Raw genomic sequence first — 18468 nt, 5'->3', positions numbered from 1 at the left:
GAGATCTCATTGTGCATTGTACATTATTCATTCTCCATTTAATTAGTAATTGATTTTTATACTGAACAGCAATGACTTCGTGTTCGGGCTGTTGAAGTAATCCTGTCCGCGCGAGTTGCTGGCTCCGTTGAGGGCCGTTTCGGGATCGATCCCCACCATCTTTGTCCACAACACCGGGTTCCGACCCGTTACCGTAATGTCGATCGACTGCAACTTGCTCTTCTGGCGGAACTTGGGCGAACTGATGGAATACCCTAGTGAAAGTTCGCGGATACGGGTCCAACTGGCATCGGTGATAAACTGCTCGACAAGTGTGCTGAAACCGCCCCCAATGGATGTGTAATAGGATTGATCGAGCAGTACGGGCCCCGCGCCAAAGTCCTTGATATTACCCCGAACGGTGCTTCCGGCAGCAATGGTTTTACCCGCATAATTTTTCAGGTCCTGCGTCAGCGTTACCTCATTACCGACATCGGCATGGGTGCCAAAATTGTAGAGCGTTCCTCGGGTGCCATTGTAGAAATCACCGCCCTGGAATGTCTCGAAAAGTACATTCAGCGAGATTTTTTTATACGTCAGATTGGTACCGAAGCCTCCCCGATAATCGGGGTTTGGATCGCCGATAACGCCAAACTGCGAGGCCACCTGCGGGAACCCATTGGCGTTCAGGTTAAGTGAGCCATCATCTTTCCGAAGATAGGTGCCTCCGTAGAGCGCCGACATAGCATAGCCCACTTTCGCAACGGTACTGGCGGTTGTACTGAAGCCTCCTAACGTAATAATGTCCGTTCCGGCCAGGTTTGTTACCCGGTTTATGTTTCGGCTTAAGTTCCCAAACACATTCCAGTTAAATCCACTCTTGTTCAGTAGGTTATAGTTTAACTCCACTTCCCAGCCTTTGTTGGTCATAGAACCCGCGTTGGTGTATTTCGAGGTATAGCCGGTTGAGCCTGCCACTGCTACGTTGAGCAACAGGTTCATAATCTCGTTCTGGTAATAGGTGAAGCCAGCCGTCAGGCGGTTGTTCAGGAAACGAAGGTCGGTGCCAATTTCCCATTCGGTTTTCCGTTCGGGTTGCAGAAAAGGGTCGCCCTGGGTAGCACTGCGAACATAAGCCCCATTGCCATAGCCGGAGCCACTGAGCGTGTTGGCCCAACTGCTGAATGAGGCATTTACGTAGGTCGTAGCATTCCGATACGCATCGGGCTGCACGCCCACCGTACCGTAGGAAGCCCGCAGTTTACCAAACGACAGAACAGGGCTATCACGAAAAATAGGAAGCTGCGTAAACTGCCAGGCCACATCGGCCGATGGGTAATAGAACGTCGATTTAGTCTGACTGCCGAAGGTAGAGCCGGATTCACCCGCCAGCGAAGCATTGACATAGAGCTGGTTATAAAAGCCCAGGTTCAGAGTCGAATACAAACGGGCCATCCGGCGGTGTGTCGTTGTCCGATAGGGCGCATCGTTCGATACCAGCGAATTACCAAAATTGGCGGGTGCATCTGGAATGATGAACGTGTTCATGGTTCCGCCCAGATTGAGGTATTTCCGGTCGTTCAGGTTGAAGCCTACGATGAGCGTACTCGTAATATTCTTACCAAAATCCTTGAATATACGACCAATCAGATCGCCGTTCATCTCCGATTCCTTATAGATATTCTCCTCATAACTTCCCAGGCCGCTGTTTGACGCCGAGTTTACCGGGTAATTTGTAATACGGTGATCGGTGTTGGCATCAATACCGCCCCGGACCGTAACGTCGAACCAGGAGGCAGGGGTAATGAGCAGTTCTGAACTCATAATGAATCGATCAACTTCCGAAAAGTTGGTCAACTCATTGATTGCCCACAACGGGTCGTTATAAATCGGATTGGCCAGGGCACCCAGGTAATTTCGATATGCCCGCTGCCGATTCGGAATGGCACTTGCCGTTGGCGACGCAAAGTAATTCCCTTTATAATCTCGACTGTCGAAATCGGCGGGGGTACGGAGGTAACCAATGTACAGACCGTTTACGCTATTACTCCGTTGAATCCGGTTCGAGGTCGTTCGGGCGTAGGTAGCGTTGGTCGATGATTTTATAACATCGTTGAACCGACGTTCGGAGTTAAACCGGAGTGTAGTCCGATTATAATCACTTTGACCGTTGATGATCCCTTTCTGACGCAGATCGCCAAAGCTCAGGTAGAAATTCCCTTTATCATTTCCCCCACTGATCGACAGATTGTTATCGACATAGGTACCCGTTCTAAAGACCGCATCTTTCCGAATGTCGTTGTAGGTTTCCTTCGAGTTCTTGGTGATAATGGGGTAATACGTCTTGCCACTATAAGCCTCAAAACGAGCCCCATTCATATTGACAACGTCGTCGCCCCCGGCCCGATTGGCAATTTTATCGCCCCACGAATTGGCAACCGTCGGGTTATATACCCCATCCGACCCCTGCCCATAATTGCTTTGCAACGGGTGTAGCAGATTGGGTTTATCGAACGACACGGTAGAGCTAAATGAGATGTTCACCTTATCGCTATTGGCCCCTTTTTTGGTTGTGATCACAATTACCCCGTTGGCTGCCCGTGACCCCCACAAAGCCGCTGCCGACGCTCCTTTCAGAATTTGCATCGAGGCAATATCTTCGGGGTTGATGTCGTTCAGACGCGACTGCTGGGTTACCCCGGCAACGCCGTCGCCCAGCGTCGAGTTGCTGATGGGAATCCCATCCACAATAACCAGCGGCTGCGTCGAGCCTGTAATCGTGTTCTGTCCCCGAATCTGGATGTAGGAACCTGCCCCTGGGTCACCCGCCGACTTGGTAATCTGAACACCAGCCGCTTTGCCCGACATCCCATTGATCACTCCCGTTTCGCCCGACCGAACGATGTCTTTAGCTTCGATTTTGGAGGCTGTTGCCCCACGTTTATCCGCATTCTCCTTAAAGCCTAAAGCACTCACAATCACTTCATCGAGCGACGTTTCATCGTGCTGTAACCGGACCGATATGGAGGTCTGGTTACCAACGGTTACTTCGGCCGTTTTCATCCCAATGAATGAATAAATCAGTACCGCATTTTTGAACAGATTGTCGGGGATGGCAATGGAATACGTTCCTTCTGCGTTTGTTGATGCCCCAATGGTGGTGCCTTTGATCACTACGTTTACACCAGGAAGCCCTGAGTTATCTTCGCCAGACGTGACCGTACCTTTTATAACCCGGCTCTGTGCCAGAAGCTGAAGGGGGATAAAAAAGGCAAAAAGTAAGCTAAGTAGTTGTTTGTGCTGCATTTCACTCCATGATTAGGTTAAAAAGAACACCTACGCCAGTAACTGACTGGTGCTAATGGAAAAAGAACAGGCGCTTTATTACGTGGAAAGAAATCTGGACAAGGCAGGCATTATGCCCTTCCTCGTTAGGGTACTTAAAGACTTATTGATGCTGGCCAGGCATAGAACCGAATAACCTGTTGCCAGGCTATTTTTAATCCAAATATAATTCCAATAAAAACATAAAATCAATACTATATTTTTAATTAAAATATTTATTCACAATTTTATTCTAATAAATTAACAAATAATTAAAATATTATTTCACATTCTTCGATTATTTCAAAATAAAAACCAAAATAGCCTAATAATTCTACTAACCAGCTAAGTATTTTTTTAAGATAATGCTCTGAATTATAAGTAGTACACATTAATACCTATCCGTATAAATAACTAATAATAGTACTATTTTACGATTCATGGCACTTTATTATGTGCCAATTAATGACCTAACGAAATACTATGGATCTTGGTAAAGCGTCATACCTGTCCGCGAATGAACAGCTGTGTGTCCGCAGACGGACAGGTAAAATGTGCACACCAAAAACAACACACTACAAATCAATGGCTTACACAAAGTGGCACAGCCCTTGCCAATCCATTATTAACCGTATGGTCAATGCCTAACGGATGACAACAACAGCTAATGCAACCTTCGTAAGCGAAACCGCATCTTTAGTACATCGAAATCAAAACCAATCGTATGAAACGGAATCAATTCTTCTTAACACTCCTCGGCGTAACAACCCTCTCGCTGACAACCCTTGCCAATCGCCCATCCGACGATCCAGCCCCTTACCAGACCAAAACCTTTTCGGGCAATATCAACACCGTTCGGGCCGAAACCTCGGGTGGTAGCCTGACCGTAGAGGGCGGTTCAGGAAAAGACGTAAAAGTAGAAATGTATGTACGCGGCAATAACGGCAACGGCAATCTGGATAAGGCCGAAATCGAAGAGCGGCTCAGAGATTACGACATCTCCATTACGCAGGAAGGCAACACGGTAGTGGCCACCGCCAAACGCCGGAACAACGACCGCGACTGGAAGCGCTCGCTCAGTATCGGCTTCAAATTCTATACCCCCCGTAACATCGCTACCGATCTGCGTACATCTGGGGGTAGCATTCACCTGGCCGCTCTGACCGGCACGCAGAAATTCCGCACGAGCGGTGGTAGCCTGCACATGAGTGATGTGGATGGCGACATCAACGGCCAAACCTCCGGCGGTAGCATTCATCTCGACGGTTGCCAGGCAAATGGCTCCGGTGAAATCGATCTGCAAACCTCGGGCGGCTCCATCGAAGCCAAATCATCATCGGGCAAAATGCGGCTGCACACCTCAGGCGGCAGCATTCGCCTGACCGACCTGAAAGGCCCTATTGATGCCCAAACCAGTGGCGGTAGCGTGAATGGTGAAGACATTGAAGGCGACATCAAAGCGGGTACATCGGGGGGCTCGGTTCGTCTGGAAAACATCGCTGGTAGCATCGACGCTAGTACCAGCGCTGGTGGCGTAGACGTGAGCATCAGCAAACTGACGGGCCCGATTCGTCTGTCGACCAGCGCCGGTAGCGTTCGCGTCAGAATGCCCCTCGATAAAGGCATCAGCTTAAACCTAAGCGGCAACCATATCAAAATTCCGCTGAACAACTTCAGTGGCGATACAGACCGGAACCACATTAAAGGTACGCTCAATGGTGGTGGCATCCCCGTTACACTTTCGGCTTCGGCAGGTAGCGTGTATGTGAACCAGTAAGGGATATATGATGTATGATATAGGATGTATGGCCGAGCTTTTACAAGCTATACATCCTATATCATACATCATATCTATATGAGTAATTCCTTCTTCGACCGCCGACTTCTCCTGAATACCCTACTGACGCTGATTGGTAGTGCTTTTCTGCTGTATTGCATTCGCGTTGCCATAGCCGCCCATCTTCCTTACCTGGTCGCAACCATTTTAGCCACAGGTTTGGGATTTCTGGAACCCCGCAAAGGCTGGTTTCTGGCCATTGTCCAGGCAGCATCGATCTGGCTTGTCTACACGTTCGTTCTCGAACACCCGACCAATTCCTTCAATATCGAACTGGAGAATTTCGGACTATACGGTTCCATGATCCTGACGTTTGTGGGCAGTTTTATCGGCAGCCGCCTGAAGCGTGTCTTTGATCGGGGGTGAATGCAAGAATTGGGTTACCGATGATCGCTCAGCAGGAGTTAATGCATCTACTAAGGCATATCGCTTAAACTTAACAAGATGCATCTCGTCAAGCATATCTACTATATCAGCGTAGGTTGACTCATCGGTCGGTTTAATAACGATAACAACTCGGTCTTTTAGTTTTTTTGATAGGTGTAGTAGAGTTCCCCTCATGGCCTTCCCTTGAAGGTGAGCCATCGTTAAATTAGATTGCTGCCCTGGTTCACCAAACGCATAGAGTACATTATGATCACCTATTAAATATATAGTCAGTATTGTGCTCCAGCCGTCAATCTGAACGTATTCACAATTGATTTTATCTGGTACAGCTAAAGCCATAACATTTAGTCGTTGTACCATTTTTGCCCAAACAAAAAACACAATTAACAGCAGAGCAACGCTAACAAAAGGCGTAAAATCAACGCGAAGAGAAGCAGATATTCGTCGTGTCAGCATAGTGATTAGATAATAGGTATTCTTTTAGCATATAAAGGAATCTGTATCAATACAGGAGTTGACAGGTTAGCCGCTTTATATCGTTTGTATTTCCCCAGCATAGCCTTCTCGTCAACAGTCAGATCGTACCCCAGATGAAACCCGATATGCCCAAGAATTTGCAGTTCGTCCAGCACATCAACAATATTTTTGAAAGTTGCCTGATTCGTAGGTTTAATCAGGACAATAGCCCCATACTTGTGGTTCAGGCTGATGCTCAGTAGCTGCTTCCTGATGCCTTCAACGGAGTAGTCGGTTTCTAAAAACTCCGCATTCGAGCCATCGGGTCGATACCTCAGAAAACCTATTCGATTGTTGGCCAAAAGGAATACGTGTGCATCTGGTTTCGGATGCTCTGCACAGAAAATCTTCTTGGTATTACGAATAGATGTAGACATGATGGCAGGCTTTTGCACCGTTTTGATCAGCATAAAGAAGGTCAATAGCAAAAAGGCAAGATCGACAAAGGGGGTAAAGTCAACGCGAATAGGTGTAGATGTTCGGCGGAAAGTCATAGCGGTAGTCGTTTGCTGATGGATGAACCAGCGTAGCGTTTTCCATAATCTGCCTGTGGTTTTCGTATCTTTACGATGCGTTTGATTCTTGCCTGTATGTTTCGTCTTCCTCATAAACCGCCTTTTGCCTCGCTGGAACCTTCATTTGAAGGGGACCTCTATTTCGATGAATCACCCGAACACACCGCCCAGCGTTTACTCTACGCAACGGATGCATCGGTTTATCAGGAGATGCCCATAGCGGTAGCCCTACCCAGATCGGTCGCCGACATCAAACGATTGCTACGATTCGCCCAGCAACATGGGTTAGGCTTGATTCCTCGTGCAGCCGGAACCTCACTCGCCGGTCAGGTCGTAGGCAGCGGCATCGTGGTCGATATTTCTAAGTACTTCGGAAAAATTCAGGAAGTTAATACTGCCGAACGATGGGTACGTGTACAACCCGGCGTTATTCGCGACGATCTGAATGCCTTTCTGAAACCACATGGTCTGCTGTTTGGCCCCGAAACCAGTACGGCCAGCCGGGCCATGATTGGCGGAATGATTGGCAACAACTCCTGTGGCCTTCACTCCATCATCTGGGGCACCACCCGCGACCATCTGATCGACGTTCGGGTCGTTCTTAGCGACGGTGCCGAGGTCAAGTTTGGTCCACTGACAAAAGAGCAATTCGACGCCAAATGCCGGGGCGAAAACGTGGTTAGCCCACTTGAACAACGGCTATACGTGCAGTTTCGAGACTGGCTTTCCAAACCCGAAATCCAACAGCACATCCGCGATGGCTACCCCAAACCCACCGTCACCCGCCGAAACACGGGGTATGCGCTGGATGCACTAGTGGATTTTTTTAGCGGAGAGCAGGGAGCAGGGAGCAAGGAGCAGAAAAACGTGAGTTCGGCTTCGCTTATTACCCCGCTCTTCAACTTTGCTAACCTCATTGCGGGTTCAGAAGGGACTCTCTGCTTTATTGTCGAAGCCAAATTGAATCTACTGCCCTTGCCGCCTAAAGAAACGGCCCTGGTCTGCGCCCACTTTTCGACGATCCGCCAATCGCTGGAAGCCAATCTGGTAGCGCTGGCGCACCACTGTGCGGCCTCGGAACTGGTCGATGATTACATCCTGCAACTGACCAAAACCAACATCGAACAAACCAAAAACCGGGCGTTTGTGGAGGGCGACCCTAAGGCAATCCTGATGGTCGAGTTTTTCGATGACACCAAAGAAGGGGTTACCCAAAAAGCCAATGCATTTGTAGCTACACTAAAAGAAAAGGGATTGGGCTACACCTACCCGATTCTGTTCGACGAAGAAACAAAAAAGCCCTGGGCACTGCGAAAAGCAGGACTCAGTATCATGTACAATATTCCGGGCGACGCAAAACCAGCCAACGTGATCGAAGATACGGCCGTTGATGTTCACGACCTGCCCGACTACATCGACGAACTGGACCGGATGGCCTGGGAGAACCATGGGCTAAAACTCGAATACTCGGCCCATGCCGGAGCGGGCGAAATTCATGTTCTTCCCCTCATCAATCTAAAATCGTCGGAGGGGCGCGCCAATTTCCGGGCGCTGCTGATGGATACGGCACAGTTGGTCAAAAAATACGGTGGCTCCTTATCGGGTGAGCACGGCGACGGGCGGCTACGGGGCGAATTCATTGCCTATATGTTGGGTCCAGAAAATTACCAGTTGTGCAAAGAAGTCAAAACCCTTTGGGACCCCCACAACACCTTCAATCCCGGCAAAGTCATTGATCCGCCACCGATGAATGAGTCGCTGCGTTCGGAAGCCGATATAGTGATTTCGCAACCTAAAACCGTTTTCGACTTTTCGAAAGATGGTGGTTTGCTCGAACTGGCCGAAAAATGCTCTGGCTCCGGCGACTGCCGTAAAACCGAAATTTCGGGCGGCACCATGTGCCCAAGCTACATGGCTACCCGGCGGGAACGCGATACTACCCGCGCTCGCGCCAATATTCTCCGGCATTTTTACAGTAACCAATCGGCACCTACTGAGCTGGACTATGAAGCAGCCAAAGAGGTACTCGACTTATGTTTGTCGTGCAAAGGCTGCAAAGCTGAATGCCCGTCGAGCGTCGATATGGCGCGCATGAAAGCCGAATTTACGCAACAGCATTACCATGAAAAAGGCGTTCCGCTACGGGCCAAACTCGTTGGTAACTTCACGAAGCTGATGTCGTTGGCTAGTCTGGCTCCCTGGGCTTACAACGCCATTTACAACGCTCCTGCCCTTCGCCGGGTAGCCAACCAACTGGTCGGCTTCCACCCCGACCGAACCATGCCGCATTTAGCGGATACGACGTTGAAGACATGGGCGAAGAGCAGGGAGCAGGGAGCAGGGAACAAGGAGCACATTTCCCAATCCATGCCCCATGCCCCACGCCCCATGCTTTTCGCCGATGAATTCACCAATTACAACGACGTGGAGGTTGGGCAGAAAGCGATTCAGTTGCTGGAGCGACTAGGCTATACGGTCACGATTCCCGACCATGCCGAGAGTGGCCGAACCTACCTGTCGAAAGGCCTGGTCGATGAAGCCCGAAAGCTCGCTATTCGAAACGTAACCTTACTAAAAGATCAAGTAACCGACGAAACGCCTTTGATTGGCTTAGAACCTTCGGCCATTCTGACGTTCCGTGACGAATATCCTGATTTAGTGCCGACTGAACTGAAGGCGGATGCCCAGCGCATTGCCAAAAACGTTTTTCTGTTCGAAGAATGGCTGGCTCAGGAAGTGGAAGCCGGTCGAGTAAACAAGCGTTTATTTACCGAAGAAGCCCGATTGGTGAAAGTACACGGCCATTGCCACCAAAAAGCCCTCTCGTCGATGGTTCCCGTGAAAAAGGTGCTTTCTTTACCTACTAATTACAACGTACAGCTGATACCATCCGGCTGCTGCGGAATGGCTGGATCATTCGGTTACGAAGCAGAGCATTACGAGTTATCGATGCAAATTGGTGAGCTAGTCTTGTTCCCTACGGTACGAAAAGCAGAAGAGGCTATTATTTCGGCTGCGGGTACAAGTTGCCGCCATCAGATCAAGGATGGAACCGGCAGAAAAGCCCAGCACCCCGCCGAGATTTTATTTGATGCGCTGAAGTAACGACGTAACACGGACAAGATGCCCGCATTCAATACCACTGCGGACATCTTGTCCGTGTTACAAAACCTTTTGCGTTTTCAGTAGTTCTTTTTAAACCTAAAACATTCACAGTTCTCATGGAAAACTCAAATTCTTCAGCCCTTAGCGACGGCGCCCAACAGGCCAATCTGGTGTCGAACGAAAACGCAGAAGCGATGTTCGGTGCCGATCAGGGCGAAACAAATATGGTTAAACTCGTCGACGGTAAACTGACACCTATTGGTGATACCGACGATGATGTTGTAGATGAACAACTTCGCAATCGCTATAGCTCCGACGAAGAACGAACCGTACAGGGTGATCCATCGCGGGGAAAAACGTACGAAAATTCGGAAGCCTCATTGCACGTAGGCGAAGGGGTTGATGAAGCCATCTTACCGAATGATCCAATTGCCGTTGCCGACATCACGGGAAATCCAGATGCGGGTTCAACAACGGCAACCGGTCTTCCATCGGAAGACGAACCCAATAATTCGACCAATTCAGACTCGAAAAGCACATCGACCAATTCGTTTGCAGGCTGGAATTATATTGGCGGAGGGCAACCGCTGGGCAGCAATGGCGTTCAGAACATGATTCCGCCCACACCCGGCACACCCGACCCAACGCAGCCTATTCCGCCAACGCCCGGTGTGCCTCCGGAAACGCCCCCCACTCCACCAACACCCGGCCCTGAAATCCCTGACTTACCGGATACCCCAAAGCCAGCCGTTCCCGATATTCGGAATGTTCCTGCTTCATTAAGCACATTCACAGCTACGGTAGCGGCTCCGGCCGAACCGAAGTCGGCCAATGCAGAGAAGGATACCCAATATGAAGGGATTCATGAGGACATAGCCGAAGCTGCCAAAGCTGCTCCCGGTACGGAGGAGGGTATGGAAGACGCCCCCGATACGGGCGATTCGGCTCGACCCTACGATGTGAATGCCAAAGACCCAACTCAGAATCAACCCGGCGAACGACCCGAGGAAAAGCGGGAAGCGGAGAGTTTACCCCGCGAAATGGCCGATGAAAGTAGCATTGCGGCACAGGATATGATTTCTGGCCCCGATCGTTCCGACCAGAAATCGACCGAAGGACTCGACCGGAAATACAACGATCTGGATGCTTCCCGCGACATGGCAACCTAGCACGCCAACCCTCCAAAATCTGAAAGCGCCCACAACAGGAGTCATTCTCTGTTTTGGGCGCTTTCAGATTTATAAATGACTCGGATTATTTTTTCAGTTCGCTCTTCACCTTTCGCACAAACTCGTCCGAGACACTAGCGAAGTTAGCAATCTCAGCATCTGTAAATTTCTCAGCAAGCAGCAGTTTAAGGACTACTTCAAGGCTTTTTTGTTCGACGCCTTTCTCAAGACCTTTCTCAAGACCTTTCTCAAGACCTTTCTCAAGGCCTTCCTCATATCCTTCTTCCAAGCCTTCTTCTCTGGCTAGCATTTTGATTGTCTCGATGATACCCATAGCTCTCTGACTCCCGGTTAACAGTTCAATCTCCTTATCAAAGTTACGATTTATGTCTGGATCTCCAATGTAGACGAATGTCTTTAAAAAGAACAGAAAACGTCGAATTTGTTCGCTGTCGTACCGTTGGCTTTGAATCAACGCTTTGGCAATGGTCAGTCGTTGTTCACCCAGTTCTTTTTCAGGAATTTTGCCTAACAACAAGGCTTTCTGGGCCGCCAGAACGATGAGCGCAAACGGATTAGCCATTGCCAGCAACTCACTCTCCGAATGATCGAGAATATGATAGGCGTTGTATTTGTACGTGATCTCAGTTCCTAAAAACCGTTTGTGGTACTGATCCGGTCGGGGTTGATTTTTACCACCTGTAAACACTGCCAGGGCAACAATATCCACTTCATATCGATCATAAATACGGTACCAGTATTGCAACATCCGATGGGCAAATCCGCGCGTGTCGTCACCCTGAATCTCCAGGTGTACCAAAATCCATTCTTCAGTACCGTCCAGCAACCAGGCTTTGACCAGCATATCGACAAACCGGGAACCACCCTGCTTTTCCAGTTCAGGAAAGAGTTCGCTCAATTCTTTGTCCATAAACTCAAAACCTCGGTTCATATCGAATAACTCGTCAGCCTCTGGAAAGAAAAATCGTAATAAATCAGGAAAAGCTTCCTCAAAAGCGCTTTTCAATAAAATGTCGTTCTTTCTACGCATCTGGCAAAGATAGACGATGTGCGAACGTGTAGTTAAAATCCACCGTTCCAGTTACCTTTATCTCAAAAATTCTAAACTCCATGAAACGATTACTGATTCTGAGCGTACTCTTTTGTCCATTATCCTTCACATTTCCCCCAAAATGGACCTCGTTATTTGATGGAAAAACGATAAAAGGCTGGCACAGCTACCATAAAGATGGGGTTGTAGGCTGGTATGTCGAAGATGGAGCCATGACGCCCGACGGTACGGGCGGTGATCTCGTTACAGATAAGGAATACGAAAACTTTGAGCTGGAGTTTGAATTCAAAATCCCCAAAGGCAGCAACAGCGGTGTTGTGTACAAAATCATCGACAGCCCGGATATTAAGTCAACCTACATGTCGGGACCAGAGTATCAGGTGATTGACGACAAAGGCTATCTGGATGGTGACGGAAAGCCCTATAAGTTGAAAGATACGCAGTTAACCGGCGCCAACTACGACATGATTCCCCCAGCCGACATGAATGCTGCCAAAGCACCGGGCGAATGGAACAAAGGCCGCATCGTGGTTAACAAAAACCATGTAGAGCACTTTCTGAACGGCAAAAAAATGGTCGATTACGAATACGGCTCCGACAACTGGAAAGCCCTGGTTGCCAAAAGTAAGTTTGCCAACTGGCCCTACGCAACGCCCCATGCAAAAGGCAAAATCGCCCTCCAGAACCACAGCCCCAAAGAGCGTGTCTGGTACCGCAATATACAGATTCGGGAATTGTAAATAGTTATTCGCCTTTGCGTCGGGATTGTCATTCGTAGTCATTAGAATACATTCCAATAATGACAATCCCTGACGCTAAAGGCAACTGACTACGAATACCGAAGAGGCTGGTTTATTTTTTACGTTTCCAGTCATTTAATTTTTTCCGCAAAGCCTCTACTGCGTTTATTTTATTATTGATGCCATACACAATCAAATTCAAGTATGGCCTCTGCGGTGAATCGTCTGGCCGTGCAATGGTCAGAAATGCACTGGATGCCGTTCGTTCACCACACCGCTTATCGCCACCCCGTTTCGCACCCGCTTCCAGTGCCCGCATGAGTATCTCTTCCAGAGGCAGCTCCTCTTGCTGTGCCTGTAACGCAGCATCCAGAACAGCCCGCAACAGCGCTGCACTGGATAATGTATTTCCCTGTACTGATAGCCCTTTTGCCGTTAAAGCTCCTTTAAAAGCTGTTGTTTCGCTGCCGGTATAGGTCATCACCCTGTCTGGATACTTGATGCAGACGATGGCGTACTGCTGTACTTCAGGGTCGAACTCCGGGTCTTTCATCGCTTCCAAAATTTGTTCGGGTGGGGCATCAACCATAATCATCCTTCGCCCCTGAGTACGGGCTGCTCCACTACTCATGGCCTGCACAACAACGGCCCCTTTCCCCGGTACGATTGACCCGATACCATAGACGCTGTACGTACAGGAAGCCCCCGCTATCCCAATGGCTTTGGTTTGGGGATCAATAAGTATGATCGACCAGGTCGCGTAAGCTTGGATGACGGTAGCGATCAGTACCAAACCAATCAGACTCAATCGCTGAAGAGCTTTCATGCTGAAGAAAGTAGTATAGACATTTTTGGGTAACTTACGATTCAGTACGCATATCGCCAATACATTTGGTAAACCAACACTAGTTAATAGGGTAACAAGCTGCTAATTGCTACTTTGGGGTCTATGATTCATCTTATTCAGCAAGCTCATCGCCATTTATACAATACGGCCATTCAGTCTAACGGTCAAAGCTATACGTACCAACAATTACTTGAGGATTCGGCAGTGTTTAGCCAGAAACTGCTCAACGGTCAGAGCGATCTTGCCGAAGCACGCGTAGCCTTCATGGTCGAGCCGGGGTACGACTATGTACGGGTGCAATGGGGCATCTGGCGTGCCGGGGGTATTGCGGTGCCGCTCTGCATTACGTATCCGCCAGCATCCCTGCAATATGTGATCGACGATACAACAGCCAGCATCATAGTAGCCTCTGCCCGATACACGTCTGTTCTCCAACCGCTTGTCGACGCTAAAAATCTGCGTTTTATCGAGTTAACTCAGCCAGAAAGTTACCCGTCTGTTGAACTGCCCGACATTGACCCAGCGCGGGGTGCGATGATTCTGTATACCAGTGGCACGACGAATCTGCCTAAAGGTGTGGTAAGCACACACGCCAATCTGGAAGCACAGATGACAACCCTCGTGGAAGCCTGGGAATGGCAGCCGACCGATCATATTCTTTGCGTATTGCCGCTGCATCATGTGCACGGCATTATCAACGTAATCGGTTGTGCGCTCTGGTCGGGCGCCTGTTGTGAGTTTCTGCCGGAATTTTCGCCCACAGCCGTTTTCAACGCCTTTCAGCAGGGCGCCATTAACCTATTTATGGCTGTGCCCACCATTTATTTCAAACTGATTGCCTATTGGGAAACGCTCCCGAGCGACGAACAGCAGGCCCTGACAACTAGGATGTGCTCGTTCCGGCTGATGGTTTCGGGATCCGCGGCCTTGCCTGTGACGGTCATGGAGAAGTGGGAACGGGTCAGTGGTCATGTGTTGCTCGAACGCTATGGTATGACCGAAATTGGTATGGCGATCAGCAATCCATACCGAGGGCAACGGGTGCCAGGGCATATTGGTCAGCCGCTACCGGGCGTTGGCGTTCGATTAGTGGACGACGAAAACAACCCGGTTGCGGATGGGCAGCCCGGCGAAATTCAGGTGAAAGGGCCAACGGTGTTCCGTGAGTATTGGCAGCGACCACAGGCTACCCAGGATGCATTTACCCTAGACGGCTGGTTCCGTACGGGCGATGTGGCAGTAGTTGACGAAGGGAGTTATAAAATTCTGGGACGCAGTTCGGTCGATATTATCAAGTCGGGTGGCTACAAGCTGTCGGCGCTTGAAATCGAAGAGGTATTACGAACGCACCCAGCCATCGGCGATTGCGGTGTTATCGGACTGCCCGACGAAGAATGGGGCGAAATTGTGGGCGCGGTGCTGGTTACCAAAGAACCGATTGACATAACCGCCCTGAACCAGTGGATGCGCACCCAGATGCCTGGTTACAAAGTACCGCGCCATTATCGGATTGTGACCGAACTACCCCGTAATGCCATGGGAAAAGTGACGAAGAACGACTTAAAACAAATTTTCTGACCAATGGACTTTCTGACTGCGTTTCCGTACTGGTTTATTATCGTGATCATGATTCTCAACGCCATTGCAGTTCAATTTATGAACATCGACATCCGTAACGACGATAAGAAAATGGATAATGAGTAATTGATAATGAATACCTCCTGCTGGATGGCATCAGATTATCCATTATCCATTTTACATTATTCATTGCCCTATGACCTACTTCTCCGAACATGCTACGGTGCTGCTTTGCATGGTAGTTTACCTGATTTCACTGATTACGTTTGGCTGGTATCTGCAACGGCAGGCCAGCAAAACCGTGGGCGAATACTACGTAGCCAATCGTAGGATACCCGGCTGGGTGGTATCGCTGGCCTTCTTTTCAACCTTTGTCAGTACGAATACCTACATCGGTCAGGCGGGAGAATCGTTCCGATACGGCCTTTCCTGGACCTGGGTGGGCGTTTTCTGGGCGGTGTTCTGCATTATTTCGTGGCAGATTTTAGGTCCCCGAATGCGGAATCAGAGCATCCGGCTCAAGTCGTTTACCGTGCCCGACTATTTTCAGTTGCGCTACCAAAGTCAGCTTTCCCGAAGTATCCGGGTGCTGTCGGCCGTGATTATTCTGTTTGCCACTGTCTGGTACATGACGGGTATTGCCAAAGGGTGTGCTCATCTGCTCCAGTCGCTGCTCGATATTCCCTATGCGTACGGCGCGGCCTTTATGCTGTTCTTCACCTGTTTTTATACCATTGCGGGCGGGATGTACGGCATTATGTGGACCGATGCCGTTCAGGGTATTCTGATGTTCATTGTAGCAATCATCATGCTCGCCTTGCCCTTCATCTACGCAGGAGGGTATGATGCGTTGATGGCTAAAATTGCGTTTGTCGATCATGTATCAAAAAAAGGAGCCCCTATTGGCAATGGGCTGGTGACGTTTGGACAACTAACTTCATTTACGTATATCGTCGGAATTGGGCTTTCGATTGGTATGAAACAGATCTCCGAACCCAAATTACTCATCCGGTTTTATACCGTGAAAGACAAGGCAGGTATGAAGTTTGCCATGACCTGGACGCCTATTTTCATGGGTGTCTCACTCGTTTGCGTTATGGGCCTGGGCGCATTGGTACACGGCATGGTCACCAGCGACGAAGCCGCTAAACTCATCAACAACACCGACGAAGTGGTGGGCTTTATGCTCAAGAAATTCAACAATCCATTGATTAGTGGTATTTGCCTGATGGGATTGTTTGCGGCTGGTATGGCGGCACTGGCCTCGGTCACGCTGGTGGTGGGTACAACCCTTGTGAAAGACATCTGGAATGTCTGGAAGCCGATGCCCGTAGACAAAATTATTCCCCGCACCAAAGTGGTTATGCTGCTGTACTGCATCATTGTCTACTATTTCACCATTTTCCCTCCTGCCGATGTCGTTGAACTGTCGGCCTTTGCCGGTTCGGTTTACGTAGCCAGTTTCTTCCCAACTATTTTTGGTGGGTTATATTTCCGTTGGGGAACGGACTTTGGTGCGATTGCTTCCATGCTGGCAGGGATTGTAGTCAACATTCTCTGGCGATTTGGCGTTCGAACCCGTTACGAAAGTCTGGGCGATATTCATGAAGTTTTCCCGGCATTTCTGGCTTCGTTCATAGCTTATGTGCTGGTGAGCCAGCTAACGGGCCAACGGAAACCGACACCGGATCATCTGACTACTGTTTTCGGCGAAGAATCGAAGCTGGATTTTATTCCATCCGCCAATCGTTAAAACCGTTTTCTACAGCAATCCAAAAACTATAAATCTCCCGGCAGATAGCCACCGGGGATTTATCAAAACCAACCTATTTCTGAAACCTCCTGATTGGTCTGGACGAAGCCATCTTGGGCCAATCAAAATTTAGTCAGGCCCAAATCCCAATTATCGGTGCGAAACGGGATGACGGGTAAGCCTTCTCTGCTGAACAGATTTGGTTCGGGGGCGTCGCGAAAAGCAAACCGCACAGCTACGGGAGTTTTGACGCTCTCGGCCCAAACCTCAATCTCATTGCCGGCGATCCGGGCCTTGGCTTTTACAAACACCTGATCGATACCCGCAATGCCAAATTCAGTCAGTTCATTCCCTGTACTTATGAACCCGTTTGGCACTTGATCGAACATGAGCCGAATTACCGAACCACGTATTTGCATCGACCGATATTTAGGGCTCTTATAGGCGATTATCGGTCGTTTGTAAGTCTCAGCTAACGCCCAGCTTGCCAGCCGATTACCAACCTCTTTTTTAAAGATCGGATGTACATCATCCAGATTATCAGCTAAATCAGTTGTAACAACCATACCCGTTTTGGGTATATCCATAGCGTTGGTCTGGGCTTCCCGAAGTAGTGGCGTTTCAAATTTTCCTCCGTACCGATACGGAGCCAGTTGTACGTAGTAAAACGGAAAATCAGTCTGCCAAAGCCCTCGCCAACCCTCGACCAGCAGGTGCATGAGCCGGTAATAGGCTGGCGGATAGTGCCGGTTCGATTCACCCTGATACCAGATCACTCCTGCAATAGCAAACGACGTAATGGGGGCAACCATGCCATTGTACAACCAACCGGCTTTGGCAGGTGCCCATTGGTTTTGGGGCATCATCTGAATCGAGTGACGCGTCTCAGGGTAAAGCGTAGCCAATGCTTCGGGCATCCAAGATTCAATCTTTGTAGCGCCCCACGACATATCAATCAGGCCAATCGGGACATTCAGGCCTGCATGCAGCTTTTTACCGAAAAAATAACCGACCGCACTAAAGGCTTTCAGACTAGCCGAATCGCAGATTTGCCACCGCCCTTTTACATCGTCCTGAGCTACAGGAGCCGAGCGTTTTGTCATTTTAAACAGACGGATGGCTGGATTGAACGCCTGTGGCAACTCAGCCTGCGCATCTTTAACGCCCCCTGCCGCACTCAGGCCCATATTCGACTGCCCGGAACAAAGCCAGACCTCCCCAATCAGGATGTTGGTCAATTGGATGGTCGAACTCCCCGCAATGGTAATCGTATGAGGCCCACCAGCGGCTGGCGTTCGCAATCGAACTGTCCAGGTAGCATCGTCGGCGCAGGTTACGCTTATGGGTCGATTGTCCCAACTGGCCGTGACGGTAATTTTTTCCGGTGGACTGCCCCAACCCCAGATGGCAACATCTGTCTGTTGCTGCAATACCATATTCGATCCCAGAATAGACGGTAAACTAACTTCAGCCCTAGCAGCCAGAGCCAGTAGGAAGAAGACTATGGTTTTCACTAGCTTTATGTTTTAACAAATTATATGGTGTCTATCCGTGGTGTCGGTTACTTTAACCGACACGTAAGGGTTCTCAAAACCTAATTCGATTCGTTCGATTTTAAGAAACTTCACGTGTCAGCTAGGAGTAGC

General features: G+C 49.3%; 14 protein-coding genes. 8 read left to right on the top strand and 6 right to left on the bottom strand.

Annotated features, from left to right (window positions below; translation table 11 throughout):
- Positions 1 to 42: 42 nt before the first annotated feature.
- Positions 43 to 3285: a SusC/RagA family TonB-linked outer membrane protein gene (locus B5M13_RS05090; RefSeq protein ID WP_080054601.1), complete on the bottom strand. Its 3243-nt coding sequence runs from the start codon at positions 3283 to 3285 to the stop codon at positions 43 to 45.
- Between the two features lie 742 nt (positions 3286 to 4027).
- On the opposite strand from B5M13_RS05090, the gene B5M13_RS05085 reads away from it, so the two are divergent.
- Positions 4028 to 5080 (top strand): DUF4097 family beta strand repeat-containing protein, encoded by a 1053-nt coding sequence (locus B5M13_RS05085; protein WP_080054599.1) that lies wholly within the window; start codon positions 4028 to 4030, stop codon positions 5078 to 5080.
- A 78-nt stretch (positions 5081 to 5158) separates the two neighbouring features.
- Complete coding sequence (locus B5M13_RS05080) at positions 5159 to 5506, top strand: hypothetical protein (protein ID WP_080059807.1); 348 nt, start codon at positions 5159 to 5161, stop codon at positions 5504 to 5506.
- Here B5M13_RS05080 and B5M13_RS05075 read toward each other — a convergent pair.
- Positions 5429 to 5983, bottom strand: coding sequence for a biopolymer transporter ExbD (locus B5M13_RS05075; RefSeq protein WP_080054597.1), 555 nt, complete (start codon positions 5981 to 5983; stop codon positions 5429 to 5431). The two genes, B5M13_RS05080 and B5M13_RS05075, sit on opposite strands and share 78 nt — an antisense overlap.
- 5 nt (positions 5984 to 5988) lie before the next feature.
- Positions 5989 to 6651: a biopolymer transporter ExbD gene (locus B5M13_RS05070; protein ID WP_245859783.1), complete on the bottom strand. Its 663-nt coding sequence runs from the start codon at positions 6649 to 6651 to the stop codon at positions 5989 to 5991.
- Between B5M13_RS05070 and B5M13_RS05065 the strand changes: the two genes are divergently transcribed.
- Positions 6634 to 9663 carry an FAD-binding and (Fe-S)-binding domain-containing protein gene (locus B5M13_RS05065; RefSeq protein ID WP_080059806.1) on the top strand — a complete coding sequence of 1010 codons (3030 nt, stop codon included), beginning with the start codon at positions 6634 to 6636 and terminating at the stop codon, positions 9661 to 9663. The two genes, B5M13_RS05070 and B5M13_RS05065, sit on opposite strands and share 18 nt — an antisense overlap.
- Before the next feature lie 116 nt (positions 9664 to 9779).
- Complete coding sequence (locus tag B5M13_RS05060) at positions 9780 to 10832, top strand: hypothetical protein (protein ID WP_080054592.1); 1053 nt, start codon at positions 9780 to 9782, stop codon at positions 10830 to 10832.
- 85 nt (positions 10833 to 10917) lie between these two features.
- On the opposite strand, the gene B5M13_RS05055 is transcribed toward B5M13_RS05060, so the two are convergent.
- Entirely contained in the window at positions 10918 to 11883 is a 966-nt protein-coding gene (locus B5M13_RS05055; RefSeq protein WP_080054591.1) for an RpnC/YadD family protein, read from the bottom strand.
- Positions 11884 to 11963: 80 nt separating this feature from the next.
- Here B5M13_RS05055 and B5M13_RS05050 point away from each other — a divergent pair, with 80 nt between their 5' ends.
- Positions 11964 to 12644, top strand: a complete 681-nt coding sequence (locus B5M13_RS05050) for a 3-keto-disaccharide hydrolase (RefSeq protein WP_080054590.1) — start codon at positions 11964 to 11966, stop codon at positions 12642 to 12644.
- A 112-nt stretch (positions 12645 to 12756) separates the two neighbouring features.
- On the opposite strand, the gene B5M13_RS05045 is transcribed toward B5M13_RS05050, so the two are convergent.
- Positions 12757 to 13470 (bottom strand): DUF1028 domain-containing protein, encoded by a 714-nt coding sequence (locus B5M13_RS05045; protein WP_080054589.1) that lies wholly within the window; start codon positions 13468 to 13470, stop codon positions 12757 to 12759.
- A 123-nt stretch (positions 13471 to 13593) separates the two neighbouring features.
- On the opposite strand from B5M13_RS05045, the gene B5M13_RS05040 reads away from it, so the two are divergent.
- From B5M13_RS05040 to B5M13_RS05035, 3 genes are all read left to right on the top strand, one after another.
- On the top strand, positions 13594 to 15069 hold the full coding sequence (locus B5M13_RS05040) for an acyl-CoA synthetase (RefSeq protein WP_080054588.1): 1476 nt from the start codon (positions 13594 to 13596) through the stop codon (positions 15067 to 15069).
- Between the two features lie 3 nt (positions 15070 to 15072).
- On the top strand, positions 15073 to 15195 hold the full coding sequence (locus tag B5M13_RS34390; RefSeq protein WP_262508068.1) for a hypothetical protein: 123 nt from the start codon (positions 15073 to 15075) through the stop codon (positions 15193 to 15195).
- 70 nt (positions 15196 to 15265) lie between these two features.
- Entirely contained in the window at positions 15266 to 16822 is a 1557-nt protein-coding gene (locus B5M13_RS05035) for a sodium:solute symporter family protein (RefSeq protein WP_245859781.1), read from the top strand.
- Positions 16823 to 16944: 122 nt separating this feature from the next.
- Here the strand turns inward: B5M13_RS05035 and B5M13_RS05030 are convergent, their stop codons facing one another.
- Entirely contained in the window at positions 16945 to 18336 is a 1392-nt protein-coding gene (locus tag B5M13_RS05030) for a sialate O-acetylesterase (RefSeq protein WP_080054587.1), read from the bottom strand.
- Positions 18337 to 18468 lie beyond the last annotated feature (132 nt).

The sequence above is a fragment of the Spirosoma aerolatum genome, assembly GCF_002056795.1.
Classification (GTDB): domain Bacteria; phylum Bacteroidota; class Bacteroidia; order Cytophagales; family Spirosomataceae; genus Spirosoma; species Spirosoma aerolatum.
This window is presented reverse-complemented; position numbering and strand designations above follow the sequence as displayed.

Coding starts and splice junctions, on each gene's coding strand:
- B5M13_RS05090 (WP_080054601.1), bottom strand. CDS start 3,285: ATGCAGCACAAACAACTACTTAGCTTACTTTTTGCCTTTTTTATCCCC.
- B5M13_RS05085 (WP_080054599.1), top strand. CDS start 4,028: ATGAAACGGAATCAATTCTTCTTAACACTCCTCGGCGTAACAACCCTC.
- B5M13_RS05080 (WP_080059807.1), top strand. CDS start 5,159: ATGAGTAATTCCTTCTTCGACCGCCGACTTCTCCTGAATACCCTACTG.
- B5M13_RS05075 (WP_080054597.1), bottom strand. CDS start 5,983: ATGCTGACACGACGAATATCTGCTTCTCTTCGCGTTGATTTTACGCCT.
- B5M13_RS05065 (WP_080059806.1), top strand. CDS start 6,634: ATGTTTCGTCTTCCTCATAAACCGCCTTTTGCCTCGCTGGAACCTTCA.
- B5M13_RS05070 (WP_245859783.1), bottom strand. CDS start 6,651: ATGAGGAAGACGAAACATACAGGCAAGAATCAAACGCATCGTAAAGAT.
- B5M13_RS05060 (WP_080054592.1), top strand. CDS start 9,780: ATGGAAAACTCAAATTCTTCAGCCCTTAGCGACGGCGCCCAACAGGCC.
- B5M13_RS05055 (WP_080054591.1), bottom strand. CDS start 11,883: ATGCGTAGAAAGAACGACATTTTATTGAAAAGCGCTTTTGAGGAAGCT.
- B5M13_RS05050 (WP_080054590.1), top strand. CDS start 11,964: ATGAAACGATTACTGATTCTGAGCGTACTCTTTTGTCCATTATCCTTC.
- B5M13_RS05045 (WP_080054589.1), bottom strand. CDS start 13,470: ATGAAAGCTCTTCAGCGATTGAGTCTGATTGGTTTGGTACTGATCGCT.
- B5M13_RS05040 (WP_080054588.1), top strand. CDS start 13,594: ATGATTCATCTTATTCAGCAAGCTCATCGCCATTTATACAATACGGCC.
- B5M13_RS34390 (WP_262508068.1), top strand. CDS start 15,073: ATGGACTTTCTGACTGCGTTTCCGTACTGGTTTATTATCGTGATCATG.
- B5M13_RS05035 (WP_245859781.1), top strand. CDS start 15,266: ATGACCTACTTCTCCGAACATGCTACGGTGCTGCTTTGCATGGTAGTT.